Here is a 23,230-nt window from a genome sequence, read left to right on the forward strand (position 1 = left end):
CCGGTCGGTGACGGCCCGGAAGCTGGTGCCGGCGGGCACCGAGAGCAGCGGGATCCGGTGGGTGCGGCAGGCGGCGGCGAGCGCCTCGGGGACGGTGCCGTGGGTGCCCTCGCCCGCGAGCAGGGCGGCCACGCCGGCACTGCGCAGCGAGGTGGCGAAGCGCAGGGCCGCGGAGGCGTCCTCGGCGTTCCACCAGACCAGCCCGGTCAGGACGGCCTCGCCGGGCTGCAGGTAGCGGGCCGGGTCCTGGAGGTCGGTGGAGGTCACCCCGGCCACCGTCCGGCGCAGCAGTTCCGGGGTGGTCCAGGCGGCCCGGATGCCCAGCCCGTCCAGCTCCAGCAGGTCCCCGACGATCATCTCTCGCTCCTAGTCGCTCCGCGCGGGGTCAGGCCCTTGCTCTTGCCGGTCGATTCCGCGCCTGGGCATCGTAAATGCAAGCCAGACCCGCCCGTTCTCCTCTCGTTCGATCGTCCAGCCGGGGGCCCGGCCGGGGTGCGGAAGCCCGGCCGTCCGCCCGATTGCCCGGCGGCCGCGGGTCTGCCGTAGTCATTGCATCTGCAAGGACTGAAGGTTCAGATCCATCGCAGATGCCGGTGAATATCGGACTTCATACGGGTAACGGCGAGGGTGCATGGGTACCACCCCTCCCGGGTCGCAGGGTGCGGCCGGGGAGAAGGACCGCCCATGCTTCGTACCGCCAGACCGGCCGTCCGGCTGACCGGCCGCCTGGACGCCCCGCTGGAACTCACCGTCGCCGAACTGCGCGCCCTGCCCGCGCACCGGGTGGAGGTGGTCTTCGACTGCCTGAGCAGCGGGCCGCAGCGGCACGGCTTCGAGGGGCCGAGACTGTGGGACGTGCTCCGCGCCGCCCGCCCGCGGGTCGACCTGCGCGGCCGCAAGCAGCGCCCGCACCTGCTGCTGGACGTCACCGGCGCCGACGGGCACCGGGCGGTGCTCTCCTGGGCCGAGATCGACCCGGAGTTCGGCAACCAGCAGGTGCTGCTGGCGACCAGCATCGACGGCAGCCCGCTGGACGAGGCCGGTCCGCAACTGGTCGTCCCGGCGGACGTCTGCGGCGCCCGCTACGTCAGCGGCATCGCCGAAGTCTGGCTCGGCGAACCGGTCCACTAGGGGTGGCGATGCCACCAGGGGCGCAGGGCTGGGTCAACCCACCAGGGGCGCATGGGGGTTGACCCGTCCCTGCGTCGCTGAGGTGTTGCCGGTCAGGCGGCGTCGAGGGAGACCTCGGTCGACTTGATCAGGGCGATCACCGGGGTGCCGGCGGTCAGCCGCAGTTCGTCGGCGGCGTCCGCGGTGATCGCGGCGGTCAGCTCCACGCCCCCCTCGACCGCGATCCGCACGCTGGCCATGGCCGGGCCCGCCGTGACCTCGGAGACCGTGCCGGGCAGCCGGTTGCGGATGCTGAGTCCGCTGACCGGTCCGGTGGCCAGTGCCACCTCGGTGGCCTTCACCAGGGCGTTCACCCGGCTGCCGGTCTCCAGGCCGAGTTCGCGGACGGCTTCGGCGGTGACGGCCGCGGTGAGTTCACGGCCGCCGGAGACGTCGACCCGGACGGTGGCCATCACCGCGCCGGTGGTGATGCCGGCGACGGTGCCGGGGATGCGGTTGCGGATGCTCAGACTCATGGACGGGGCTTCCTGACGGTCGGGAGTCGTGGGCGGAGGGGGGTCAGCCGAGGGTCGCGGCGCGGACGCAGAGCACGTCCGGCAGGTGGGAGGCGAGCAGCGACCAGTGGTCGCCCTCGTCCGCGCTGCCGTAGACCTCGCCGTTGCGGTTGCCGAAGTACACCCCGGCGGGGTCGGCGTCGTCGGTGCACAGGGCGTCGCGCAGCACCACGCCGTAGTGGGGTTCGTCCGGGAGACCGTCCGAGAGCGGCTCCCAGGTCCCGCCGGCGTCGCGGGTGCGGAAGACCCGGCAGCGGTTGTCGACGGGCAGCCGGGAGTAGTCGGCGTTGAGCGGGAAGAGGTAGGCGGTGCCGGCGGTGCGCGGGTGCGTGGCCAGGCCGAAGCCGAACACCGCGGGCAGGCCGCCGCCGACGTCCGTCCAGCTGCCGCCGTCGTCCTCGCTGCGGTAGACGCCGCCGTGGTTCTGCAGGTACAGCCGGCCGGGTTCGCCGGCGTCCCGGGCGACCTTGTGCACGCACTGCCCGAACTCCGGGTAGTGGTCGGGCAGGAACTCGGCGCGGATGCCGGTGTTGGACGGGGACCAGCTCGCCCCGCCGTCCTTCGTCCGGTAGACGCCGCCGGTGGAGACGGCGACGGTGACGGCCTGGGCGTCGCGCGGGTCGGTGAGCACGGTGTGCATGCCCTGGCCGCCGAAGCCGGCGTTCCACTCGGTGCGCTGCGGGTGGTCCCAGAGCGCGCGGACGAGTTCGAAGGTCTCGCCGCGGTCGGTGGAGCGGAACAGCGCTGCGGGCTGCGTCCCGGCGTACACGACGTCGGGCGCCTCCTCGCCGGCCGGCTGCAACTGCCAGACCCGTTCCAGCGAGGTGCCGGTGTCCTCGGGGAAGCGCACGGCGGGCCGGGTCGGCTCCTGCCAGGTCGCGCCGAGGTCGTCGGACCACCAGACGGACGGGCCCCAGTGGCTGGAGTCGGCGCCCGCCAGCAGCCGCACCCGGCCGCCGCGGCGGTCGACGGCGACCGAATAGACGGCGTTCATCGCGAAGTGGGGCCCGGTGAACTCCCACTTCTCGCGGTCGGAACTGCGGCCCAGGAACAGGCCCTTCTGCGTTCCGACGGCCAACAGCACCTCGGTCATGCGCACCACCCGGTGAACGATCGCGGGCCCCCGCGCCAGTCTCCTCCGGGCCCGGCACCGGCGCACGTCACCGCGCCGGTGCCGGGCACGCGTCCCGGCTACTCGCCGTCGCGCCAGGCCTCCAGCAGCCGCAGCCAGATCTCGCTCACCGTCGGATAGGCGGGCACCGCGTGCCAGAGCCGGGCGACCGGCACCTCGCCGACCACCGCGACCGTTGCGGCGTGCAGCAGTTCGGCGACGCCCGGCCCGACGAAGGTCGCGCCGACCAGCACCTCCCGGTCGAGGTCGACCACGATCCGGGCCCGGCCGGTGTACCCGTCGGCGTACAGCTTGGCGCCGGCCACCGCGCCGAGGTCGTGGTCGACGGCCCTGACGCGCAGCCCGGCCTCCTCGGCCGCGGCCAGGCTCAGCCCGACGGAGGCGGCCTCCGGCTCGGTGAACACCACCTGCGGCGCCCCGGCGGTGTCGGCGGTCGCGCTGTGCGCACCCCAGCGGCCGCCGTCGATCCGCTCGCCGCGGGCCCGGGCCGCGATCGCCGCCCCGGCGATCCGCGCCTGGTACTTGCCCTGGTGGGTCAGCAGCGCCCGGTGGTTGAGGTCGCCCGCCGCGTACAGCCAGCCGCCGGGCACCCCGGTCACCGTGCAGCTGTCGTCCACCTCGGGCCAGGAGCCGGGCGTCAGACCGACGCTCTCCAGGCCCAGTTCGGCGGTGTTCGGCCGGCGGCCGGTGGCGAACAGCACCTCGTCCGCGACCACCGTGGAGCCGTCCGCGAGGTCGATCCGCACCTCGCCGTCCCGGTGCACCCCGGTGACCTCGGCCTGCCGAACCTCGACGCCCGCGGCGGACAGCCCGTCCGCGACCAGCTCCCCGGCGAACGGCTCCATCCGGCCGAGCAGCGGCCCGCGGGCCAGCAGCACGACCTCGCTGCCCAGGGACCGCCAGGCGGCGGCCATCTCGACCGCGACCACCCCGCCGCCGACCACCGCGAGCCGCGGCGGCACCTGCCGGGCCGAGGTCGCCTCCCGGCTGGTCCACGGCCGGGCCTCGGCGAGCCCCGGCAGGTCGGGCAGCGCGGGCAGGCTGCCGGTGCACAGCGCGACCGCGTGGCGGGCCGTCAGCACCCGTCCGCCGTCGACCTGCACCGCCCGCTCGCCGATCAGCCGGCCGTGGCCGCGGACGAGATCGATGCCGACCCCGTCCAGCCAGGCCACCTGGTCCTCGTCCTTCCAGTGGTCGGCGAAGGAGTCCCGGCGGGCCAGCACCGCCGCGGCGTCCAGTCCCGCGCCGACCGACACCCCGGCGACCGCCCGGGCGTGCGCGGCCGCCGCGCCCGGGCGCAGCAGCGCCTTGCTGGGCATGCACGCGTAGTACGAGCACTCGCCGCCGACCAGGCCGCCCTCCACCACGACCGTCCGCAGCCCGGCCGCAGCCGTCCGGTCGGCCACGTTCTCACCGGTGGAGCCTCCGCCGACCACCACCACGTCGTACTCGTCCGCCGTCGTCACCCGTACCCCTCGCTCTCACCCGCCGCCGTCGGTCCCGGCCCATCCTGCCCCCTGCCCACCGCCCGACCCGGACCAACGCGACCGCGGAGCGCTCGCAGCGGCGGGCGGGGAGCCAGGTGCATCCGCGCCTGCCCCCGCCCGCCGCTCCCACACCTCCGGGCGACTCAGCGCACGGTCGCTGCCGGCTCCGCGGGCTCCCGCATCAGCCGCTGCGGGCGGCGCACCAGCAGGTAGCCGAGCCCGGCGAGCGTCACCACGCCCGTGCCGAGCACGGCCGCCCACACCTGGTACCAGGGTGCTCCGGGCGGGGCGAGCAGGGCCCGCGGCCAGCAGATGTTGACCACCTCCAGGCCCGTCCACAGCACGGCGAGCGCGTTGAGCGCGGTGCCCCAGCGCCCGTACGAGACCTCACCGGCCGGGCGCCAGGTGCCGCGCAGCCGGGCGACCAGTGCCACCGCGGTGAGGAGGAAGAACGGCAGGAAGGTCGCGGCGGTGCCGAAGGCGATCAGGGAGCCGATCGCCGTCGACTCCAGGCCGAGCGGCAGCGCCGCGCAGCTGACCAGGGTGGCCGCGACCAGGCCGCCGATCGGCGCCTGGTGCCGGTTGACCTTGCGGACCTGGGCCGAGAACGGGAAGACCCCGTCGCGGGCCAGCGAGTACAGCCCGCGGGCGGCGCCGCCCTGCGAGGCCATCAGGCAGGCGGTGAAGCTGACCAGCACCACCACGACGAACGGCTTGGCCGACCAGTCGCCGAAGCCGGCGGTGACCGCGGTGGTCACCGGGTCGAGGTCGGTGCCGGCGACGACGGCGGCCGGGTCGGGGTGGGCCAGCGGCACGGCGACGGCGTTGAGGATCACCACCAGTCCGACGCCGAGCAGCGACCACCGCATCGCCCGCGGCACCTGCCGGGCGGCGTCCTTGGTCTCCTCGGCGGTGGAGACGCAGGCGTCGAAGCCGATGAACGCCCAGCCGCCGACGGCGACCACCGCGAGGAAGGACATCAGCGTGCCGGTGCCGGTGGCCGCCGGTGCGCCCAGGGTGTCGGTGAGCAGTCCGAGCCCGTGCTCGCGGAAGAACAGCAGCAGGGCGAGGCCGACCAGCACCGAGGCGATCGCCTCCGCGGCGATGCCCAGCGCGACGAACCGCCGCAGCAGGTTGATCCCGTACGCGTTGACCAGGGTGCAGCAGAGCATGAAGCCGAGCGCGGTCAGCACCAGCTGCGGGGGCGTCGGGGTGGCGCCGAACAGCGCGAAGAACCAGGGCGCGGCGAGGTAGGCGACGGTGGTGTTGGCGAACATCACCGCGAACTGCCAGAGCCACCCGGTCAGCCAGGCGAAGGTGGGCCCGGCCAGCCGGCGGCTCCACTGGTAGGCGCCGCCGGCGAGCGGCCACTGCGAGGCGAGCTCGGAGTACACGCAGACCACCAGCAGCTGGCCGAGCAGGCAGACCGGCAGGGCCCACACCCAGGCGCCGCCGGCCACGCCCATGCCCACCTGGGCGACCGCGTACAGGCCGACCACGGGGGAGACCACGGCGAAGCCCATCGAGATGTTGCCGAGCACGCCGAGGCTGCGCCGCAGCTCCTGCCGGTAGCCGAGCGCCGCCAGCCGGTCGGCGTCCGCCGGCCCGTCCGGCCGGGTCGTTGCGGTGGGTCTGCCGGCCCGTGGGGGAGTGGTCGTCATGCGTCCGCCTTGCCGTCGCGATCCGAAAACTAACTTAGTTAGTTATGGACCGTAGCCCCGACCCGGCGGTAACGGAAGGCCCCGACACCAGGCTGTAACGTGGCCGCTCGACCGGTACGCGCGAACAGGGGACGGAACACGTGGGGCGACCGACCAGGCCGATGCTCAGCAGGCAGGCGATCGCCGAGGCCGCCCTGGACGTCGTCGACACCGCCGGCCCCGACGGCCTCACCATGCGCGCCCTCGCCGACCGCCTCGGCGTGAAGGCCGCCTCGCTCTACAACCACGTCTCCGGCAAGGACGACCTGCTGGACGACCTCGCCGCCCTCGTCAACGCCGAGATCGACCTCACCCCGCTCGACGACCCCGACTGGCGCCGCGGCCTCGCCCGCTACGCCCACGGCTACCGGGCCGTCTTCCTGCGCCACCCCAACACCATCGCGCTGCTCGCCCGACGCCGGGTCGAGGCCGACCGCCAGCTGCTCACCTACGACGCCCTGCTCGCCGCCCTCGGCCGGGCCGGCCTCGACCCGGCGGCCGCCGCCGAGGCCGCCGCCGCCCTCGACTACCTGGTGCTCGGCTCCGCCCTGGAGACCTTCACCGCCGGCTTCACCCGCGGCGCCGCCGAGTACCGCCCCCGCCACCCCGCCCTCGCCAGCGCCCTCGAAGCCTCCGCCGCCCGCGGCCCCGGCCTCGACGACCGCGGCTTCGACCTCGCCCTGCGCCTGCTGCTGGACGGCCTCGCCGCCCGCACCGCCCGCTGAGCACCCGCCCCGGACGGACACGGCTGCGCCCCCGGACCACCGGTCCGGGGGCGCAGCCGTCGTACGGGGAAGGAGGGATCAGGCCTGGGAGGCGGCCTCCGCCTCCGCGCGGGCCTTCGCGACCTTCGCGTGCACCTCGGCCATGTCCAGCCCGCGGGCCTGGCCGATCAGGTCCTCCAGCGCCGGCTCGGGCAGCGCGCCCGGCTGCGCGAACACCAGCACGCCCTCGCGGATGATCGCCAGCGTGGGGATCGACTGCACGTCGAACGCCGCCGCGAGCTCCTGCTGCGCCTCGGTGTCGACCTTGGCGAAGACGAGGTCCGGGTGACGCTCGGAGGCCTTCTCGAAGACCGGACCGAACATCCGGCACGGACCGCACCAGGCCGCCCAGAAGTCGATCAGCACGAAGTCCTTGCCCTCCGCGCCGGGAACGATCTCGTCGAAGTTCGCCGTGGTCAGCTCGACCGTGCTCATGGTGTCCTACCTGCCCTTCGGGAGTGGTCCGGTGGCGTCAACCCTGCCCGGCCCCGAGGTATTCCAAAAAAAGTTTCGCGACCCGTTGAGTCGATCCGGCGCCGCGCCCGTACTCCTCGGTGTGGGCGCGGGGAGAGCGCCCGACGAAACCTGACTCACACCGTGGGGGAAACAGCCATGCCCGACTTCCGCCGTACCGCCCTGCTCGCCGCCTCGGCCGCCGCCGCGATCGCCCTGGTCACCGCCTGCGACCCGGGCGGCACCACCGACACCGCGGGCGGCACCACCGCCCCCGCCGCGAGCGCGCCCGCCAACCCGTCGGAGCCTTCCTCGTCCGCCCCGTCGGCGCCCGCCGGCGGCGGCACGGGGCTGCAGACCGCGAGCTCCTCGACGCTCGGCACCATCGTCACCGACGGAAGCGGCTACACGCTCTACCGCTTCGACAAGGACACCGCCAAGCCGCCGGTGTCCAACTGCAACGGCGACTGCGCCAAGCTCTGGCCGCCCGTGATGGCGAGCGACAACCCGCAGCTCAAGGGCATCGACGCCAAGCTGGTCTCCACCGTCACCCGCGCCGACGGGAGCAAGCAGGTCACCCTGAACGGCTGGCCGCTCTACCGCTACACGCCGGACACCAAGCCCGGCGACACCAAGGGCCAGGGCGTCAAGGGCACCTGGTGGGCCGTCACCCCGACCGGCGGCAAGGCGGCGCCCGCCGCCTCGCCCGCCACCGGCGGCTACGGCTACTGAACCGTCCGGAGCCGTCGAGGGGCCGCCGGCACCGGCTCCCGTCGGCGGCCCCGCCCGGCGGCACCGCCGCGCCGACCGGGGGCGGCGCGGCCCGCAGGTCGGGTGCGGCGCGGGCGCCCGCGCCGCACCCGCCACCGATATCGACAGGATCCGGCCCCGACTTGAGGCCCCGGACACCGCGGCGGACACCCCGCCCCGGGCCCGAGTGTCCCGAATCCGTCCCGGCCCGGTCGCGACCCCGTCCCACCACCCGTCCGACCCCGGCAACGTCTCGACCTGGAGGTGCACGTGCGCAAGGATGGCGCCGTGACCGAGCATCCGTACCGACGGAGGGCGGACGCGGGAGGTCCGCCCACCGGCGGCCCGGCCCCGGCGCCCGACGAAGAGCTGATGCGTGCCCTCTACCGGGACCACGCCGGCCCGCTGTTCGGCTTCGTGCTGCGCCTGGTCGGCGGCGACCGGCAGCGCGCCGAGGACGTGGTGCAGGAGACGCTGGTCCGCGCCTGGCGCAACATCCACCGCCTCGACGAGACCGCCACCGGGTCGCTGCGCCCCTGGCTGGTCACCGTCGCGCGGCGGATCGTGATCGACGGCCACCGCAGCAGCATGGCCCGGCCGCGCGAGGTCGACCCCGCGCCGCTGGAGCTGCTGCCCGCCGAGGACGAACTCGAGAAGGCACTGCGGCTGATGACCATCTCCGATGCGCTCGACGACCTGACCGAAGCGCACCGCGAGGTCATCGTCGAGACGTACCTCAAGGGGCGTACCGTCAACGAGGCCGCCGCGGAGCTCGGCATCCCCGCGGGTACGGTCAGGTCGCGCATCTTCTACGGGCTGCGTGCCCTGAAGATCGCGCTGGAGGAGCGAGGAGTGACATCGTGACGTCGCACCACGGGCAGCACGTCGACGTCGGCGCGTACATCCTCGGCGTCCTGGACCCGGAGGACCTCGAAGCCTTCGAGCAGCACCTGGCCGGCTGCGCGGTCTGCGCCGCCGAGATCGACGAACTCTCCGGGGTGGCACCGCTGCTCGCCGAACTCGCGGAGGCCGGTCCGGTCGCCGCGCCGCCCTCGCCGCAACTGCTCGACCGGCTGGTCGGCGAGGTCTCCGCGACCCGGAGGCGCAACCGCGTGCGCCGACTGGCGCTGGTCGCCGCCGCGGCGGTGCTGGTGGTCGGCGGCCCGCTGGCCACCCTGGCCGCGACCAGCGGTGAGACCCACACGCCGCCTGCCGCGACCGCGCAGTTCGCCGCCACCGACCCGGGCACGGGCGTCTCCGCCCAGGTCGGCGTCGAGCCGAAGAAGTGGGGCAGCAGCATCAGCCTGTCGCTCTCGCACGTCAGCGGGCCGCAGGTCTGCGACCTGGTCGCGGTCTCCCGCACCGGCGAGCGCCAGACCGTCACCACCTGGTCGGTGCCCCCGACCGGCTACGGCACCGACGCGCTGCAGACCACCGGCGGCGCCGCACTCGCCCCCGGCGACATCGACCACTTCGAGGTCCGCACCCTCGACGGCAACCACCTGCTGGTCTCCGTCCCGGCGAAGACCGCCTGAACCACCCGTCCCCCGCCCCGGCCGGCACCGCGCCCACCCGGCCGAGGCGGGTCCCTGCGTGTTCGGAGCCCGCCGGTCGTGCTCAGCCGCTGCTGAAGGTGCGGCGCAGCAGGGCGGCGATCCCCGCCGGGTCGGCCGGGTGGACGCGCCCGGCGAGGTAGCCGTCGGGACGGACCAGCACGGCCTCCGGGCTGCGGGCCCCGTACGCGGCGCGGAACTCGTCCAGCCCGTCGCGGACGGCCGGGACCCCGGGCGTGTCCGCCGTGGAGCCGGGCGCGAGCACGGCGTAGACGTCCAGCTCGCCGCGGGCCGCCTCGCGGCCCGCCTCCGCGCAGGCGCCCGGCAGGTCGGCCGGCGCGTCCGGGCCGAGGTAGAGCAACAGGGTGTGGTGCGGGCCGCGCAGCAGGTCGAACAGCCGCTGCGGGAAGGTCGCGAGGGGCTGGACGAGACCGCGGCAGTCCGGCGCCCGCTCGCCCGGCCGGACGGGGAGCACCGCGGCGCCGTCGGCCGGGGCGGCCGGGTCGATCAGCGGGCTGTCCGGGTAGCCCACCAGCAACTGGGCCTCGCGGCGCAGCAGCGTCGCCATGCCGTCGCCGCCTGGGCCGATGCCCGCGCGGGCGTGCCGGACGGTGCGCCCCACGACCTCCTCGCCGACCGGGCGGCGTTCGGCGCCGTAGCTGTCGAGCAGGGCGTCCCCGGCGGCGCCGCGCAGCACCAGGGCGAGCTTCCAGGCGAGGTTGTAGGCGTCCTGGATGCCGGTGTTCATGCCCTGGGCGCCGGTCGGCGGGTGGATGTGGGCGGCGTCCCCGGCGATGAAGACCCGGCCCTGCCGGTAGCGGTCGGCCAGCCGGTGGCTGATCCGGAAGACGGAGGACCAGCGCAGGGCGGAGACGGTCGCCGGCTGCGGCGAGAGCCGGTCGACGACGGCCTGCAGGTGCTCGACGCCGGGCAGGCCGCCGGCGTCCAGGCCGTGCGCGATCCCGTCCCGGCCGGCGGCGTCGCCGACGAGCTCCGGTGCGGCGACCGTGGACATCCGGTAGCGGTTGCGTCCCGGCAGCGGGATCGCCACCAGCACGTCGTCGGGGGCGCCGTCCGGCCGGTGGCGCACCACCCGCACCCCGTACCCGGCGGGCATGTCCCAGTCGATCTCGACGTCGCCGAGCATGTACGACTCGGTGAAGGCGCCGCCGCCGAAGTCCAGGCCGAGGCCCTTGCGCACCGCGCTGTGCGCGCCGTCGCAGCCGACCAGGTACCGGCAGCGGACGCGCTCGGCGCCGCCGCCCGGCGTCCGCAGCACGGCCTCCACGCCGTCCGGGTCCTGCTCGAAGGAGAGCAGTTCGCGGCCGCGCTCCACCCGGGTGCCGAACGTCTCCAGGTGGCCGGTGAGCAGTTCCTCGGTGGCGTACTGCGGCAGCGCCGCGAAGGCGTACGGCACGTCGGCCGGCAGGGCCAGTTCGATCCGCGGCTTCTCCTCGCCGTCGACCCAGCTCAGCTGGCCGTGCATCGGGACGGCCGCGGCGAGCACCTGCCGGGCCAGGCCCATGGTGTCCCAGACCTCCATGGTGCGGGGCTGCACGCCGACGGCCTTCGCGTAGCGCTGCGGCGAGGCCAGCCGGTCGACGATCCGGCACTCGGCACCGTGCCGCCGCAGCTCCGCCGCGGCGGTGAGCCCGACCGGCCCGGCCCCGACCACCAGCACGTCCGTGTCCACCATGACCGGCTCCCATCCGCCGCGGGCGTCTCCTCGACCACCAGCGTGCGCACCCGGACGGACCCCTGCCACTCGCGCGGGGCGGCGCCTCAGGCGGTGGCGGTCGGGGTCCCGCGGGCGGTGAGGCGGCGCAGGGTGCGGGCGCAGTGGCGGGCGTAGAGCCGCTGGAAGACCGGGACGAGGGGGCCGGCGAGGCGGGTGAGGCGGGTGGCGGGGCGGCTGAAGGCGGTGACGGTGAACCAGACGGTGCCGTCGGGGGCGAGTTCGACGACGAAGGACTCCTCGCCGCACTCCGGGTGGCCGGCCAGGGTGCCGTAGGCGAAGCCGGTGCGGCGGGGTTCGTCGACGGCCAGGACGACCTCGCAGCGGCCGGTGATCCGGGCCCGGCCCAGGCCGACCCCGCAGGTGACCCGGGTGCCGGGGACGGCCCGCGGCCCGTCCGCGGAGACCAGGACGCCGGCCGTGCGGTGCATCCGCCAGGTGGTGACGGCCAGGCCGGCGGCGGTGAAGTCCGCGGGTCCGCGGCCGACCGCCGTGCGGTGGCGCAGGTGGTGGTAGCCGGCCGGCAGCGGTCCCGGGCCGGCGGTGGCGCCGACCTCCGGGTAGCTGAGGGTCATCGGGCCTCCGTGGGAGGGGAGCGGTCCGGGTGCGTCACCGCCGACCCTACGGGTGGAAGTGAACGCGTTCGAATCCGGGGTGCCGCAGGTCCGGACGGTGCCGCCCGGCCCGAGTTGGCGGGGCTCCGGGGCGCGGCGCACGCTGGAGGGGAAACCCCGGAGGTGGCCGCCATGATGCACACACTCGTCGGATGGCACATCGAGTTGGAGTTCCAGGAGGAGGGCGACCGGACGAAGGCCGTCGCGATGGTCCGTCTGTCGGACGGCACCGAGGTCCGCTCGCACGGCTTCAGCACCCGCCACCACGCCGACAGCCCGCAGCCCAGGGTGGGCGAGGAGGTCGCCGGGGCGCGCGCCCTCAACGACCTCGCCATGCAACTGCTGACCAAGGCGCACGGCGAACTCAAGGAGAGCGCCAAGGCCCCCGACTACCCGCTGATGTAGCCCGTCCGCGAAGGGCGCTACCCCGCGGAGCCGGCCACCGGCTCCGCGGGCAGCGGCGTGCCCGCAGCCGGCGCCACCGCCGCCCGGGAGCGTTCGGCGAGCCGCACCGCCGGCCCGACGGCCGCACCGGCCAGCGCGAACATCCCGCCCAGCACCAGCCAGCCCCGGGCCCCGCCGCCCAGCACCAGCGAGGTGAGCAGCACCGGGCCGACCATGCGGGCCACCGCCACGCCCGTGCCGAAGAAGCCCTGGTACTGGCCCTGGCGGTCGGCCGGCGCCAGGCCGAAGCCGATCTCCCACGAGCCGGCCGCGAGCATCATCTCGCCGGCCACCTGCAGCGCCGCCGCGACCAGCAGCACCGCCGCGGCCGCCCACGCCGGTCCGGCCGAGGACGAGACCGCGAAGGCCGCGCAGCAGGCCAGCAGCAGCACCCCGGCCCACCGGACGTAGCGGGCCGCCGCCGCGAGCGAGTCCACCCCGCGGGCCACCCGCACCTGGCAGAGCACCACCGTCAGCGTGTTCAGCACCAGCAGCGCCGCGGTCAGCCAGTCCGGCGCGGCCGTCCGCCCGACGATCCACAGCGGCACGATCAGCGACAGCAGCGGCATGTAGAGCAGCATCACCGTGTTCAGCAGCGCCAGCAGCGCGTACGGCCGGTCCCGCAGCACCGCCAGCCGCGGCTCGCCCGCCACCGCCGGCGACGGCGCGACCCCGGGCAGTCGGGAGAGCAGCACCGCCGCGGCGAGGAAGCTCAGCGCGTCCACCCCCAGCACCGCCCGGTACGCGAGCGGGGTGTCCAGGTGCAGCGCGGCGCCGCCCATCGCCGCCCCGACTGCCAGGCCCGCGTTGACGGTGGACTGCAGGTGGGCCCGGACCTCGGTGCGCCGGGCCGGCTCCACCAGGCCGGCGAGCAGCGCCTGCCGGGCCGCCCCCAGGCCGCTCTGCGCACAGCCGTACAGCACGGCGGCCGCCAGGAACACCGGGAAGGAGCTGGCCAGCAGGAACACGCCCACCGCGGCCGAGGTGGCCACCGCCAGCAGCGCGGCCACCCCGCGCGGGCCGCGCCGGTCCGCGAGGTGGCCGAGCGGCACGCCGGCCAGGGCGCCGGCCGCCCAGCCCAGGGTGAGGCCGAGGCCGATCTGCCCGGCGGACAGCCCGACCACCCGGGTGAAGTACAGCGCCGAGGTGACCAGGAAGGCGCCGTCGCCGAGCGCGTTGGTCAGCTGGGCGCCGGCCAGCCCGCGGGCCGGGCCCGGGGGCGGCAGCAGTCCTCGGTGCGGCATGGCGGTCCCTCCCGGCGACGGTGTCCGAGCCGACCCTAGGTCATGCCACCGACAATCGGGGCCGGTCGCGGCCCACCGGGCCGGGGCCGCCGGTCAGCCGGCGAGGTCGGCCAGCGGCACGGCCGGGTCGGCGAGCCGCTCCTCGTCCACCGTCCGCCCCGAGCGCACCAGTTCGCGGATCGGGTCGGTCCCGTCCCAGACGTTGACGTTCATGCCGGCGAGCACCCGGCCGCCGGACGTCCAGAAGGCGATGAACTCCCGCCCCGGCACGTCCCCGCGGAACACCACCCGGTCGTAGCCGCCGGGCTCCACGTAGCCGGTGTACTCCATGCCCAGGTCGTACTGGTCGGTGAAGAAGTACGGCACCCGGTCGTACACCGCGTCCAGGCCGAGCATCGACTTCGCCGCGGTGGCGGGCTGGTTGAGCGCGTTCGCCCAGTGCTCGACCCGGATCGGCCGGTCGAACAGCGGGTGGAAGGCGTTGGCCACGTCGCCGGCCGCGAAGACGTCCGGGTGCGAGGTGCGCAGGTGCTCGTCGGTGCGGACCCCGTTGTCCACCTCCAGCCCGGCGGCCGCGGCCAGCTGCGCGTTGGGCTTGATGCCGACGCCGACGACCACCGTGTCGGCGGGCACCAGCGAGCCGTCGCCCAGCCGCACCCCGCCGTCCTCGACCGCGGCGACCTGCACGCCGAACCGCAGGTCGACGCCCTTCGCCCGGTGCAGGTCCGCGAAGACCTGCGCGACCTCGCGGCCGAGGACCCGCAGCAGCGGCAGCTCGGCGACCTCCAGCACCGTCACCTCGGCGCCCGCCAGCCGGGCCGCCGCCGCGGTCTCCAGGCCGATCCAGCCCGCGCCGACCACGACGATCCGCGCCCCCGGCGCCAGCCGGGCCCGGATCCGCTCGCTGTCCCCGACCCGGCGCAGCGTCAGCACGTCGGGACGGTCGCCGCCGGGCACCGGCAGCCGGCGCGGCGAGGCGCCGGTGGTCAGCAGCAGCTTGGCGAAGCCCAGCCGTTCGCCGTCCGCCAGGGTCACCGTGTGCCCGTCCGGGTCGATCGCGGTGACCGCGGTGCCCAGCCGCAGCGCGACGTCGTTCCCGCGGTACCAGTCGGCGGAGTGCACCTCGAACTCGGCCCGCGGCGTCTTCCCCTGGAGGTAGCCCTTGGAGAGCGGCGGCCGCTCGTACGGCAGGTCGGGCTCCTCGCCGATCAGCTCGACCGGTCCCCGGTACCCCTCGGCGCGCAGGGCCTCGACGGCCTTCGCCCCGGCGAGGCTCGCCCCGACGACGACGTACGGCTGCTCCATGATCGCTCCCTCGTTCGACTGCTCCGCCCGCCGTCCGGGCCCGCCACCAGGGAGCATGCCCGGCCGCGGCCGCCGCGGTACCGGCGACACCCCGGGCGGGACCGGACCGGACGACGGGCACCTGCGGGCCGCCGCGCGCTGATCCGACGCGAGCGACCGGTCAGCCCCTAGGCTGAGCAGGGCCACGAACCGGAAGGAGAGCCCGCATGGGTGAGCAGAGGGCCAGGGTGCGGTGCGTACCGGCGGTGCCGTGCTGGGTCAGCCTGATGGCCCGGGACCTCGGCGTCGCCAAGGCCTTCTACGGCCCGCTGCTCGGGTGGACCTTCGAACCCGGACCGGACCGCTGGGGCGAGTACCTGTGGGCCGTCGTCGACGGGGTCGAGGTGGCCGGGCTCGGCGTGATGGCCGGCGACTGGCAGCCCCCGGTGGCCTGGACGACGTACTTCGGCATCGAGAGCGCGGACCGCGCGGCCGAGGGCGTCCGCGAGCGCGGCGGCACCCTCGCGGTCGGGCCGCTCGCCTTCGACGCCGGCCGGGTGGCGCTGGCCGCCGACCCCCTGGGCGCCGTCTTCGGCATCTGGGAGGGCGAGCCCGGCGTCGAGACCTGGATGAAGGAGCCGGGCGCCCCGGTCTGGATCGAACTGCGCTCCCCGGACCCGTTCGCCGCGGCGCTCTTCTACGGCGAGGTGTTCCGCTGGGACTCCCGGGACAGGGAGCACTTCGAGGTCCGCTACGAGCACGAGCGGGTGGTGCTCCGCTCGGAGGGCCGCAACGTGGCCGCGCTGCGGGCGGCCCGCGGCCAGGCGCCGCACTGGGAGGTGTTCTTCTCGGTGGCGGACACCGACGCGGCCGTCCTGCGCGCGGTCGAGCTGGGCGGCAGCGTCGCCGAGCCCACGGTGGACACCCCGTACGGCCGGACGGCGCGCCTCCAGGACACCGAGGGCGGCATCTTCTCGGTCATCGGCCCGGGCCACACCCTCGGCGACGGTTAGGGACGGCCTCCAAAGGCGCACGGGATGCCTCACGCGCCCCCTGGGAGGGCATTCGAGCCCTTTCGAGGGGCCGGCCGGGGCCGGCCCCCTCGTCCGCATGTCGGGCTCACCTCGGCGGCTCGACGGCGAAGGTGCCCGGATCGGGCCGCTTCTCGGCCATCGCCTCTCCCGAGGCGGCCAGCCTGGCCCTCGCCCGGACGGTGGACCCGGGCACCGCGTCCGCCAGGAGCCCGCCGGGCACGGCGAGCAGCAGGCGCTGCCCGACGTTCCTCGACAGCAGGTCGGCGTAGCCGGCCACCGGCTCGGCGCCGATGACATCGACCTCGGCCCGGTCCCAGCCCGCGAGCCGGGGGTGGGGTGCCGCCCGGACCAGCCGTGCGGTCAGGTCCGTGCGGTTGTCGGCTGTCTGCACCATGGGCGGAGGCTACCGGCGGGACGGGCCCCCGGACCGGGGTGTGCCGTGTCCGTTGCCCGCCTCGGCCAGCGGCGGCTGCGGCGCGGCCGCGGCACCCTTGAACTCGGGCCGCATGCTCCGCGCGAGGGCCGCCTCGGCGCCGGCCCAGGGTGCCACGGCCTGCTCCAGGGTGGCGAGCCGGTCCTGGAGGTCGTGGATCGTCCTGACCAGCCCGGGCGTGTCCTCCATCTCGGGCCCGGCCACGCCGGCGACGGGCCTGCGCACGGAGCCCGCCGCCGAGACCGACACCGTGGCGGTCATCGTGGCGTCGGGCGCCGAGATGTCGGTGATGGAGACACCGGTCGGGGCCCCGGCGTACGACTGGGAACCGGGCCTGCTGGACGGGCCGAAGGTGCTGTTGCCGGTGCTCCCGGGGTAGACGTCGCCCTCGTCGCCGCGGTTCGTCGCCCATTCGAGGTCGCGCCGGTTGTCCGCCTGGACCAGGCCCACCATGTAGTGGTTCTCGTTCGTGTTGTCGGGCTGGCCCTCGTCGACGTGCCAGATCTGCAGGCCGGGGGCGGGCAGGGAGACGTCGTACCCGGTCCGCTGGCGGTTCTCCACCAGGAAGTACTCCTTCCCGGGCCGGCCGTCCGTCCACAGCCGGTGCACCTCGAAGCTGTTCTTGACGTCGGGGATGGACAGCGTCCCGTCGCCCGTGACGTTGACGGCCTTGGCCCAGCCCTGCTGGATCTTGCACCACGCCGAGGGATGCGTCGGGACGTCACCGTCGCCACCCCATGAACCGGCGCCCATCAGGCACCAGTTGCCGACGCCCTCCGACGATCCGTCGACGTCGTACAGGTCGGGGAAGCCGAACAGCAGGTGCCCCAACTCGTGGGCGCAGACACCGATCCTGGCGTCCTCGGGGATCGTGAGGTAGCCGTAGATCCGGGCGCCGTCGGCGTTGTACGCGTTCGGCAGGACCCACTTGTGCGACCAGATGTCTCCCGGGTTGCCGGTGACCTCGCCTCCCGGGCCGGCGTGCAGGACGATGAACGCGTCGACGAAGCCGTTGCCGTCGTTGTCGTACGGCGCGTAGTTGATGAGCGGATCGGCGCTGACGGCGGCGTCCCGGGCCATGAGCTGCGCGCGCGGCTCGCCCGTCGGACGACCGATGCCGAAGTTGTCGTTGGCGTACCAGGAGAGCTCCTGCGGCAGCCGGACCGGGCCGATGACCTCGCCGACGATGTCCACCAGACCGTGCGTCACTTCGCGGTAGTAGTCGCGCACGCTTCCGTGCGGGAGCTCGCCGAGGGAGAAGAACAGCTTCTCGAAGTGCTCGTTGTCGGCCGTCATCGGCTTGTCCGGGAAGTCCGCCAGGATGACGGCGACCCGGACCGTGCCGGTCAGCGGGGGGCGGGTGGCGGCCGCGGTGCGGATGGCCTCGTGCGGAGTGCCCGGCGGGAACTCGCCGGCCGGGATGATGGTGCCGTCGTCGAAGCCGGGCATGCGGGGCGCGCCGCCGGGCCGGAACGCCCGGGTCAGGTCCGATGCGGCCCGCACCCGGTCCAGTTCCTGCAGCATCCTGCCGCGCAGCTCCGGGCTGGGGGCGATGGCACAGAAATCGGACCAGACGGCGACCGCGGAGTCTCGAACCGTGGCTGGGTCAGTCATGAGGAATCCTCCACACGGGGATGTTCTGGATCGTTCTTCGGGCGTGGCGCCGTTCACGCCGCGGCGCGGCGTGCCGACGGTGGTTCGGGGACCGGGCCCGGACGCTCGCCGGGCCGGGTGCGCGGCGGTCGACGGAGGGCCGTCCACCGTGTGCGCCGAACTCGGGGAAGGGGCGCCGGCCACGGGCGCAGGGTCGCCGCCGAAGCCGCGGACAGGACCGGCCGGCTCGTGACCAGGGCCACGACGCAAGTGATCCACGCGTGCAGGACGCCTGCAACACGACCACCCGTGCCGGTTGCCCGTCGCGGGGAACCGCGTCGACGGCGGAGAGCGGTATCCCCGTCGCCCGCCGGGTCCGTGCGCGGGGGAGCCCGGCGCCTCCGTGTCGCCCGGCCGGTCCGACTCGTCCGGGTCAACGGCCGGGCCCCGGAACGCGGAGCCGGGCGGAACTGCCGTGCACGGGACCGGGAATCCGGCTGCAACGGCATCGAACAGGCCATCGACACGTCCATGAGGGAGGATCCAGCGGATGTTCGGAAGGGCGGCGGTGTCCGCCGGGCTCCGGTGTGGACCGCCCGCAGCGGGGCGCGGGCCGAGGGCGCCGCCCCGGAGCTCCGTGCCCGCCGGCGCGGGCGGACCCCGGTCGCGAACTCCCGACCGCCGCTTCGCCGGTGGCGTCGGCGCCGGGGCTCCGGCCCAGGCCGCCCGACTCACTCCACCGGTGGCGACGACATGCGGGGTGCGGGCCTCGGCGGCACTCTCGGGGGTGGCACAAGAGTTGTCCGCCACAGGGTTGTTGACGCTTCATGCGACGTCGAGGACGTTCGCGGCGTCACGGCCCAACCGGCCCTGGCTGCACCTGAACTACCCGATCACCGACGACGACAACGACGGTGCCGGCGTGGAGCTGGAGTACCAGGCCGACACCGAGGGCGGCCAGAGCGGTGCTCCGGTCTTCGCGTGGTTCGACGGGGCGCCGTACGTGGTCGGCACCCACTCCGGAGGCGAGGACAACTTCGGTGAACCGCGGCAGAACGTCGCCGCGGGCGGCAACGCCCTGACGAACCTGCTGCACTGGGCGCGCAACAACTGGCCCTGACCGTCCGGGCGTCCCGTGTGAGGGACCTCCCCCGGGCGCGGCCGGCCGCTGACCACCTGCCGGTGGTCAGCGGTCCGCGGTGGCGTGGGCGAACAGCCGGCGCATCGCCTCCGGGAGGTCCTCGGCGGAGCGGACGGGGCGGCCGAACTCGAAGCGGGCGTCCAGCACCCGGCCGTCCTCGCCGACCAGCCGCAGCCGCAGGCCGAAGCGGTCGAGGGCGACCGGCCGGACGGCGCGGACGCCGTCGGCGCTCGGCGCGGAGCGCTGGCCGGCGGCCCGCAGTCCGAGGGCCCGCACCTGGTCGGCGTGCGAGGAGTCGAGGTGCTGCAGCAGCTGGGCCTCCTCGGCGGCGAGCGGGTCGGCGGAGGCGGCGGCGAACGCGGCCGGCTCGACGCAGCAGACCGAGCCCCACAGGTCCTCCACCGCGAGGTGCTCCGGCTCCAGGCAGAGCAGCACGTGGCCGGTCGCGCGGCGGCGCGGGAAGAGCGCGGCGACCCGGGCGGGGGTGGCCCGGGACATCACGGTCAGCCGGCCCTGCACCGCGGCCCGGCCGCGGATGCGGTGCGGCAGCGCGACGGGGGCCACGTCGACGGCGTCGAGCTCCGCGGTGACCGGGCCGTCGCGGCGGGCCAGCACCGCGATCCGGTGCACCGGCGAGCCGTCCTCGACCAGCACCGCCACCGCGCCGTCCGGCAGGACGGCGCAGTCCACCAGCGGCGGCGGCCCGGGCCGTTCGACCAGGTCGATCCCGGGTACGTCCAGCACCACCGAGGAGGCGAACTCCAGCAGCGTACGGATTCGTTCGGCGGCACTCGGCGCGGCGTCGGACATCGCCCCTCCTCGTCAGATTAGGTAAGCCTAGCCTAATTTCCGATGGGCGCCAGTGGCATGTGCGCACGTGTCCCGCGGGTCGGGGCCGGCCGGCGGTCCGTCGCCGCGGTCAGGCGGCCGCCGATCCGAGCATCCGCAGCACCAGGACGCCGTAGCGGCGGCCGAGCTCCTCGGGGCTCTCGGTGGAGCGGTCGGTGTACCAGCGGGCGACGTCGATGCCGAGCGAGGTCACGGCCCGGGCCGCCGTCCGGGAGTCCGGCACCTCGAACTCGCCCCGGGCGACGCCCTTCTCGATGATCCGGCGGACGGTGTCCTCGATCCGGATCCGCAGCTCGGCGACCTCGGCGAAGGCGTCCTCGGGCAGCGCGTGCAGCTCGTTGTTGACGATCCGGCCCACCGTGTGGCCGCGGGCGTGCCAGGCGGTGAACTCCTCCACGAGCCGCCGCATCTGCTCCACCGGCTCGCCGCTCGCCGCCTCGGCCCCCTCCACCAGGTCGAGGGTGGCCCGGTGGCCGGTACGGCTGATCTCGGAGAGCAGCGCCGCCTTGGACGGATAGTGGATGTAGAGCGCAGCGGGGCTCATCCCGGCGCCGGTGGCGATGTCCCGGGTCGTCGTGGCGTGGTAGCCGCGGCGGGCGAAGGACTCGACGGCCGCGAGCAGCAGGCGCCGGGCGGCCTCGGTGCGCTCCCCGGGCCACAGGTCGGCGGTCGCTTGGTCGGTCATGGCGTCAATCCTCGCAGACGGATCAAGGCCGGAGGCGCCCGGCTGTTGACAGTGTGGCCCGTCGCCAACATGCTAAGCAAGCGCTTAGTCAGCACCCTGTCGAGACGTACGGCGAAAGGTTCGGCGATGACACCCTCCTTCAAGGGCCAGGTGGCCCTGGTCACCGGCGCCAGCCGGGGCATCGGCCTCGGCATCGCCCGCGAACTGGTCCAGCGCGGGGCCAAGGTCTGCATCACCGCCCGCAACCCCGAGCCGCTCGCCGAGGCCGTCCGCGACCTCGGCGGCCCCGACCACGCCCTCGCCGTGGCCGGCAAGTCGGACGACGCGGCCCACCAGGAGGAGGCCGTCGCCCGCACCCTGGAGACCTTCGGCCGGCTCGACATGCTGGTCAACAACACCGGCATCAACCCCTCCTACGGCCCGGTGCTCGACACCGACCCCGCGGTCGCCGCCAAGATCCTCGCCGTCAACGTCCTCGCCCCGCTGGCCTGGACCCGCCGCGCCCACGCCGCCTGGATGGGCGAGCACGGCGGCGCGGTCGTCAACGTGGCCTCCATCGCCGGCATCCGCGCCTCCGCCAACATCGGCATGTACGGCGTCAGCAAGGCCGCCCTGATCCGCCTCACCATGGAACTCGCCGCCGACCTCGGCCCCGACATCCGGGTCAACGCGGTCGCACCCGCCGTGGTGAAGACCAAGTTCGCCGAGGCGCTGTTCGAGGGCCGCGAGGAGAAGGTGATCCGCGCCTACCCGCTCGGCCGCCTCGGCCTGCCCGAGGACATCGCCGGCGCCGTCGCCTTCCTGCTCTCCCAGGACGCCGCCTGGATCACCGGCCAGACCCTCGTCGTCGACGGCGGCGTCACCCTGGGCGGCGGGCTGTGACCGGCCTCGCCGGGCAGGGCGTCGTCGTCACCGGCGCCGGCCGCGGCATCGGCGAGGCACTCGCGGCCGCCTTCGCCGCCGCCGGCGCCCGCGTCGTCGTCAACGACCTCGACACCGAGGCCGCCGAGGCCGTCGCCGCCCGGATCGGCGGCATCCCCGCCCCCGGCGACGCCGCCTCGCCCGAAGGCGTCGCCGCCCTGATCTCCGCCGCCCGCGACGCCCTCGGCCGGATCGACGTCTACTGCGCCAACGCCGGCATCGCCCCCGTCGGCGGCGCCGACGCCGGACCGGAGGTCTGGGCCCGCGCCTGGGACGTCAACGTCATGTCCCACGTCCGCGCCGCCGAACAACTCCTCCCCGACTGGCTGGAGCGCGGCGAGGGCCGCTTCCTCGCCACCGTCTCCGCGGCCGGTCTGCTCACCATGCTCGGCTCCGCCCCGTACGCCGTCTCCAAGCACGGCGCCCTCGCCTTCGCCGAATGGCTCGCCGCCACCTACCGGCACCGCGGCCTCAAGGTCCACGCGCTCTGCCCGCAGGGCGTCCGCACCGCGATGCTGGAGGGCACCGGCGCCGCCGGCCAGGTCCTGCTCACCCCGAACGCCATCGAGCCCGACGAGGTCGCCGCCGCCACCCTCGCCGCGATCACCGAGGAGCGGTTCCTGATCCTGCCGCACCCCGAGGTCGCCGACTACTACGCCGCCCGCGCCACCACCCCCGACCGCTGGATCGGTGGCATGAACCACCTCCAGCAGGCCATCGAGACCAAGGAGGGCAGCCCCGCATGACCGGCATGAAGGCCTGGCAGGTCACCGAACTCGGCGAACCCGCCGCAGTGATGCGGCAGACCGAGACCGAACGCCCCGGAGCCGGCGAGGGCAAGCTGCTGGTCAAGGTCCGCGCCGCCGCCGTCAACTTCCCCGACGCCCTGATGTGCCGCGGCCACTACCAGGTCCGCCCGCCGCTGCCCTTCACTCCCGGCGTCGAACTCTGCGGCGAGATCGCCTCCGGCGACCGCGCGGGCGAACGCGTCGTCGGCACCCCGCTGCTGCCCGCCGGCGCATTCGCCGAGTACGCCCTGATGGACCCGGCCACCGCCTTCCCCGCCCCGGCCGCCCTCGACGACGCCGAGGCCGCCGCCCTCCACATCGGCTACCAGACCGCCTGGTTCGGCCTGCACCGCCGGGCCCGGATCCAGGCCGGCGAGACCCTCCTCGTGCACGCCGCAGCGGGCGGTGTCGGCAGCGCCGCCGTCCAGCTCGGCAAGGCCGCCGGCGCCCGGGTCATCGGCGTGGTCGGCGGGCCGGAGAAGGCCGCCGCCGCCGAGGCGCTCGGCGCCGACCTGGTGATCGACCGCCACCACGAGGACTTCATCGCCGCCGTCAAGGAGGCCACCGGCGGCCGCGGCGCCGACGTCGTCTTCGACCCGGTCGGCGGCGAGGCCTACACCGGCTCCACCAAGTGCATCGCCTTCGAGGGCCGGATCCTCGTCGTCGGCTTCGCCGGCGGCACCATCCCGGCCCCCGGACTCAACCACGCCCTGGTCAAGAACTACGCGATCCTCGGCCTGCACTGGGGGCTCTACAACGCCCACGACCCGCAGGCCGTCCGCGACTGCCACACCGAACTCACCGACCTCGCCGCCAAGGGCGTCGTCAAGCCCCTGATCGGCGAACGCTTCTCCTTCGACCGCGCCGCCGAAGCCGTCCAACGCGTCGCCGACGGCACCTCCATCGGCCGCCTCACGGTGCATCCGTAAAGCATCGGGCAG

Annotated in this window: 24 protein-coding genes and 1 pseudogene; 11 read left to right on the forward strand and 14 right to left on the reverse strand. The window is 75.1% G+C overall.

The annotated features are described in order from the left end of the window. Positions 1 to 54: 54 nt before the first annotated feature. Positions 55 to 357: pseudogene (locus ABD353_RS40345) on the reverse strand (PucR family transcriptional regulator ligand-binding domain-containing protein); the annotation flags it as partial. 327 nt (positions 358 to 684) lie between these two features. Here ABD353_RS40345 and ABD353_RS02470 point away from each other — a divergent pair. Next, complete coding sequence (locus ABD353_RS02470; RefSeq protein WP_344621752.1) at positions 685 to 1,131, forward strand: molybdopterin-dependent oxidoreductase; 447 nt, start codon at positions 685 to 687, stop codon at positions 1,129 to 1,131. Positions 1,132 to 1,223: 92 nt separating this feature from the next. Here the strand turns inward: ABD353_RS02470 and ABD353_RS02475 are convergent, their stop codons facing one another. The 4 genes from ABD353_RS02475 to ABD353_RS02490 form a co-directional block, all read right to left on the reverse strand. Next, the gene (locus ABD353_RS02475; protein WP_344621753.1) at positions 1,224 to 1,646 is read right to left on the reverse strand and encodes a TOBE domain-containing protein; all 423 of its coding nucleotides are present in this window, start codon (positions 1,644 to 1,646) and stop codon (positions 1,224 to 1,226) included. 43 nt (positions 1,647 to 1,689) lie between these two features. Continuing rightward, a complete protein-coding gene (locus tag ABD353_RS02480; RefSeq protein WP_344621754.1) occupies positions 1,690 to 2,778 on the reverse strand; it encodes a WD40/YVTN/BNR-like repeat-containing protein in 1,089 nt (362 codons plus the stop codon). A gap of 98 nt (positions 2,779 to 2,876) precedes the next feature. Further along, positions 2,877 to 4,283 (reverse strand): dihydrolipoyl dehydrogenase family protein, encoded by a 1,407-nt coding sequence (locus ABD353_RS02485; RefSeq protein ID WP_344621755.1) that lies wholly within the window; start codon positions 4,281 to 4,283, stop codon positions 2,877 to 2,879. A 164-nt stretch (positions 4,284 to 4,447) separates the two neighbouring features. Beyond that, positions 4,448 to 5,965, reverse strand: coding sequence for an APC family permease (locus ABD353_RS02490; protein WP_344621756.1), 1,518 nt, complete (start codon positions 5,963 to 5,965; stop codon positions 4,448 to 4,450). Positions 5,966 to 6,126: 161 nt separating this feature from the next. Here ABD353_RS02490 and ABD353_RS02495 point away from each other — a divergent pair, with 161 nt between their 5' ends. Continuing rightward, on the forward strand, positions 6,127 to 6,729 hold the full coding sequence (locus ABD353_RS02495; protein ID WP_344621757.1) for a TetR/AcrR family transcriptional regulator: 603 nt from the start codon (positions 6,127 to 6,129) through the stop codon (positions 6,727 to 6,729). 78 nt (positions 6,730 to 6,807) lie between these two features. Here ABD353_RS02495 and trxA read toward each other — a convergent pair whose 3' ends face one another. Then, positions 6,808 to 7,203: a thioredoxin gene (trxA, locus tag ABD353_RS02500; protein ID WP_344621758.1), complete on the reverse strand. Its 396-nt coding sequence runs from the start codon at positions 7,201 to 7,203 to the stop codon at positions 6,808 to 6,810. A gap of 177 nt (positions 7,204 to 7,380) precedes the next feature. Between trxA and ABD353_RS02505 the strand changes: the two genes are divergently transcribed. The 3 genes from ABD353_RS02505 to ABD353_RS02515 all read left to right on the forward strand — a co-directional run bounded on the left by ABD353_RS02505 (position 7,381) and on the right by ABD353_RS02515 (position 9,506). Beyond that, positions 7,381 to 7,953, forward strand: coding sequence for a hypothetical protein (locus tag ABD353_RS02505; protein ID WP_344621759.1), 573 nt, complete (start codon positions 7,381 to 7,383; stop codon positions 7,951 to 7,953). A 288-nt stretch (positions 7,954 to 8,241) separates the two neighbouring features. Next, positions 8,242 to 8,835: a sigma-70 family RNA polymerase sigma factor gene (locus tag ABD353_RS02510; protein ID WP_425555060.1), complete on the forward strand. Its 594-nt coding sequence runs from the start codon at positions 8,242 to 8,244 to the stop codon at positions 8,833 to 8,835. Continuing rightward, the gene (locus tag ABD353_RS02515; protein WP_344621761.1) at positions 8,832 to 9,506 is read left to right on the forward strand and encodes an anti-sigma factor family protein; all 675 of its coding nucleotides are present in this window, start codon (positions 8,832 to 8,834) and stop codon (positions 9,504 to 9,506) included. The genes ABD353_RS02510 and ABD353_RS02515 overlap by 4 nt, the downstream gene beginning before the upstream one ends. Before the next feature lie 82 nt (positions 9,507 to 9,588). On the opposite strand, the gene ABD353_RS02520 is transcribed toward ABD353_RS02515, so the two are convergent. Beyond that, positions 9,589 to 11,220, reverse strand: a complete 1,632-nt coding sequence (locus ABD353_RS02520) for an FAD-dependent monooxygenase (RefSeq protein ID WP_344621762.1) — start codon at positions 11,218 to 11,220, stop codon at positions 9,589 to 9,591. A gap of 86 nt (positions 11,221 to 11,306) precedes the next feature. Beyond that, on the reverse strand, positions 11,307 to 11,834 hold the full coding sequence (locus tag ABD353_RS02525; RefSeq protein WP_344621763.1) for a DUF1990 domain-containing protein: 528 nt from the start codon (positions 11,832 to 11,834) through the stop codon (positions 11,307 to 11,309). A 171-nt stretch (positions 11,835 to 12,005) separates the two neighbouring features. On the opposite strand from ABD353_RS02525, the gene ABD353_RS02530 reads away from it, so the two are divergent. After that, on the forward strand, positions 12,006 to 12,278 hold the full coding sequence (locus ABD353_RS02530) for a DUF1876 domain-containing protein (RefSeq protein ID WP_344621764.1): 273 nt from the start codon (positions 12,006 to 12,008) through the stop codon (positions 12,276 to 12,278). Between the two features lie 17 nt (positions 12,279 to 12,295). Here ABD353_RS02530 and ABD353_RS02535 read toward each other — a convergent pair whose 3' ends face one another. Then, positions 12,296 to 13,561, reverse strand: a complete 1,266-nt coding sequence (locus ABD353_RS02535) for an MFS transporter (protein ID WP_344621765.1) — start codon at positions 13,559 to 13,561, stop codon at positions 12,296 to 12,298. 93 nt (positions 13,562 to 13,654) lie between these two features. After that, positions 13,655 to 14,866: an NAD(P)/FAD-dependent oxidoreductase gene (locus ABD353_RS02540; protein WP_344621766.1), complete on the reverse strand. Its 1,212-nt coding sequence runs from the start codon at positions 14,864 to 14,866 to the stop codon at positions 13,655 to 13,657. 206 nt (positions 14,867 to 15,072) lie between these two features. Here ABD353_RS02540 and ABD353_RS02545 point away from each other — a divergent pair, with 206 nt between their 5' ends. Further along, positions 15,073 to 15,858 (forward strand): VOC family protein, encoded by a 786-nt coding sequence (locus ABD353_RS02545; RefSeq protein WP_344621767.1) that lies wholly within the window; start codon positions 15,073 to 15,075, stop codon positions 15,856 to 15,858. A gap of 106 nt (positions 15,859 to 15,964) precedes the next feature. On the opposite strand, the gene ABD353_RS02550 is transcribed toward ABD353_RS02545, so the two are convergent. Both ABD353_RS02550 and ABD353_RS02555 read right to left on the reverse strand, forming a co-directional pair. Next, a complete protein-coding gene (locus ABD353_RS02550) occupies positions 15,965 to 16,273 on the reverse strand; it encodes a hypothetical protein (protein ID WP_344621768.1) in 309 nt (102 codons plus the stop codon). Between the two features lie 9 nt (positions 16,274 to 16,282). Then, positions 16,283 to 17,926: a M6 family metalloprotease domain-containing protein gene (locus tag ABD353_RS02555; protein WP_344621769.1), complete on the reverse strand. Its 1,644-nt coding sequence runs from the start codon at positions 17,924 to 17,926 to the stop codon at positions 16,283 to 16,285. Positions 17,927 to 18,722: 796 nt separating this feature from the next. Here ABD353_RS02555 and ABD353_RS02560 point away from each other — a divergent pair. Continuing rightward, positions 18,723 to 19,025, forward strand: a complete 303-nt coding sequence (locus tag ABD353_RS02560) for a trypsin-like serine peptidase (protein ID WP_344621770.1) — start codon at positions 18,723 to 18,725, stop codon at positions 19,023 to 19,025. Between the two features lie 66 nt (positions 19,026 to 19,091). Here the strand turns inward: ABD353_RS02560 and ABD353_RS02565 are convergent, their stop codons facing one another. Both ABD353_RS02565 and ABD353_RS02570 read right to left on the reverse strand, forming a co-directional pair. Continuing rightward, positions 19,092 to 19,856: a DUF2470 domain-containing protein gene (locus tag ABD353_RS02565; RefSeq protein ID WP_344621771.1), complete on the reverse strand. Its 765-nt coding sequence runs from the start codon at positions 19,854 to 19,856 to the stop codon at positions 19,092 to 19,094. A gap of 109 nt (positions 19,857 to 19,965) precedes the next feature. After that, the gene (locus ABD353_RS02570) at positions 19,966 to 20,580 is read right to left on the reverse strand and encodes a TetR/AcrR family transcriptional regulator (RefSeq protein ID WP_344621772.1); all 615 of its coding nucleotides are present in this window, start codon (positions 20,578 to 20,580) and stop codon (positions 19,966 to 19,968) included. Positions 20,581 to 20,706: 126 nt separating this feature from the next. Here ABD353_RS02570 and ABD353_RS02575 point away from each other — a divergent pair, with 126 nt between their 5' ends. Genes ABD353_RS02575 through ABD353_RS02585 form a run of 3 tightly spaced genes read left to right on the forward strand, consistent with a single transcriptional unit; the run spans position 20,707 to position 23,218 of the window. Further along, on the forward strand, positions 20,707 to 21,462 hold the full coding sequence (locus ABD353_RS02575; RefSeq protein WP_344621773.1) for an SDR family oxidoreductase: 756 nt from the start codon (positions 20,707 to 20,709) through the stop codon (positions 21,460 to 21,462). After that, on the forward strand, positions 21,459 to 22,247 hold the full coding sequence (locus ABD353_RS02580) for an SDR family oxidoreductase (RefSeq protein WP_344621774.1): 789 nt from the start codon (positions 21,459 to 21,461) through the stop codon (positions 22,245 to 22,247). The genes ABD353_RS02575 and ABD353_RS02580 overlap by 4 nt, the downstream gene beginning before the upstream one ends. Positions 22,248 to 22,252: 5 nt before the next feature. Further along, positions 22,253 to 23,218, forward strand: coding sequence for an NADPH:quinone oxidoreductase family protein (locus ABD353_RS02585; protein ID WP_344621877.1), 966 nt, complete (start codon positions 22,253 to 22,255; stop codon positions 23,216 to 23,218). Positions 23,219 to 23,230 lie beyond the last annotated feature (12 nt).

This window comes from Kitasatospora arboriphila (assembly GCF_039528095.1).
In the GTDB taxonomy this organism is placed as follows: domain Bacteria; phylum Actinomycetota; class Actinomycetes; order Streptomycetales; family Streptomycetaceae; genus Kitasatospora; species Kitasatospora arboriphila.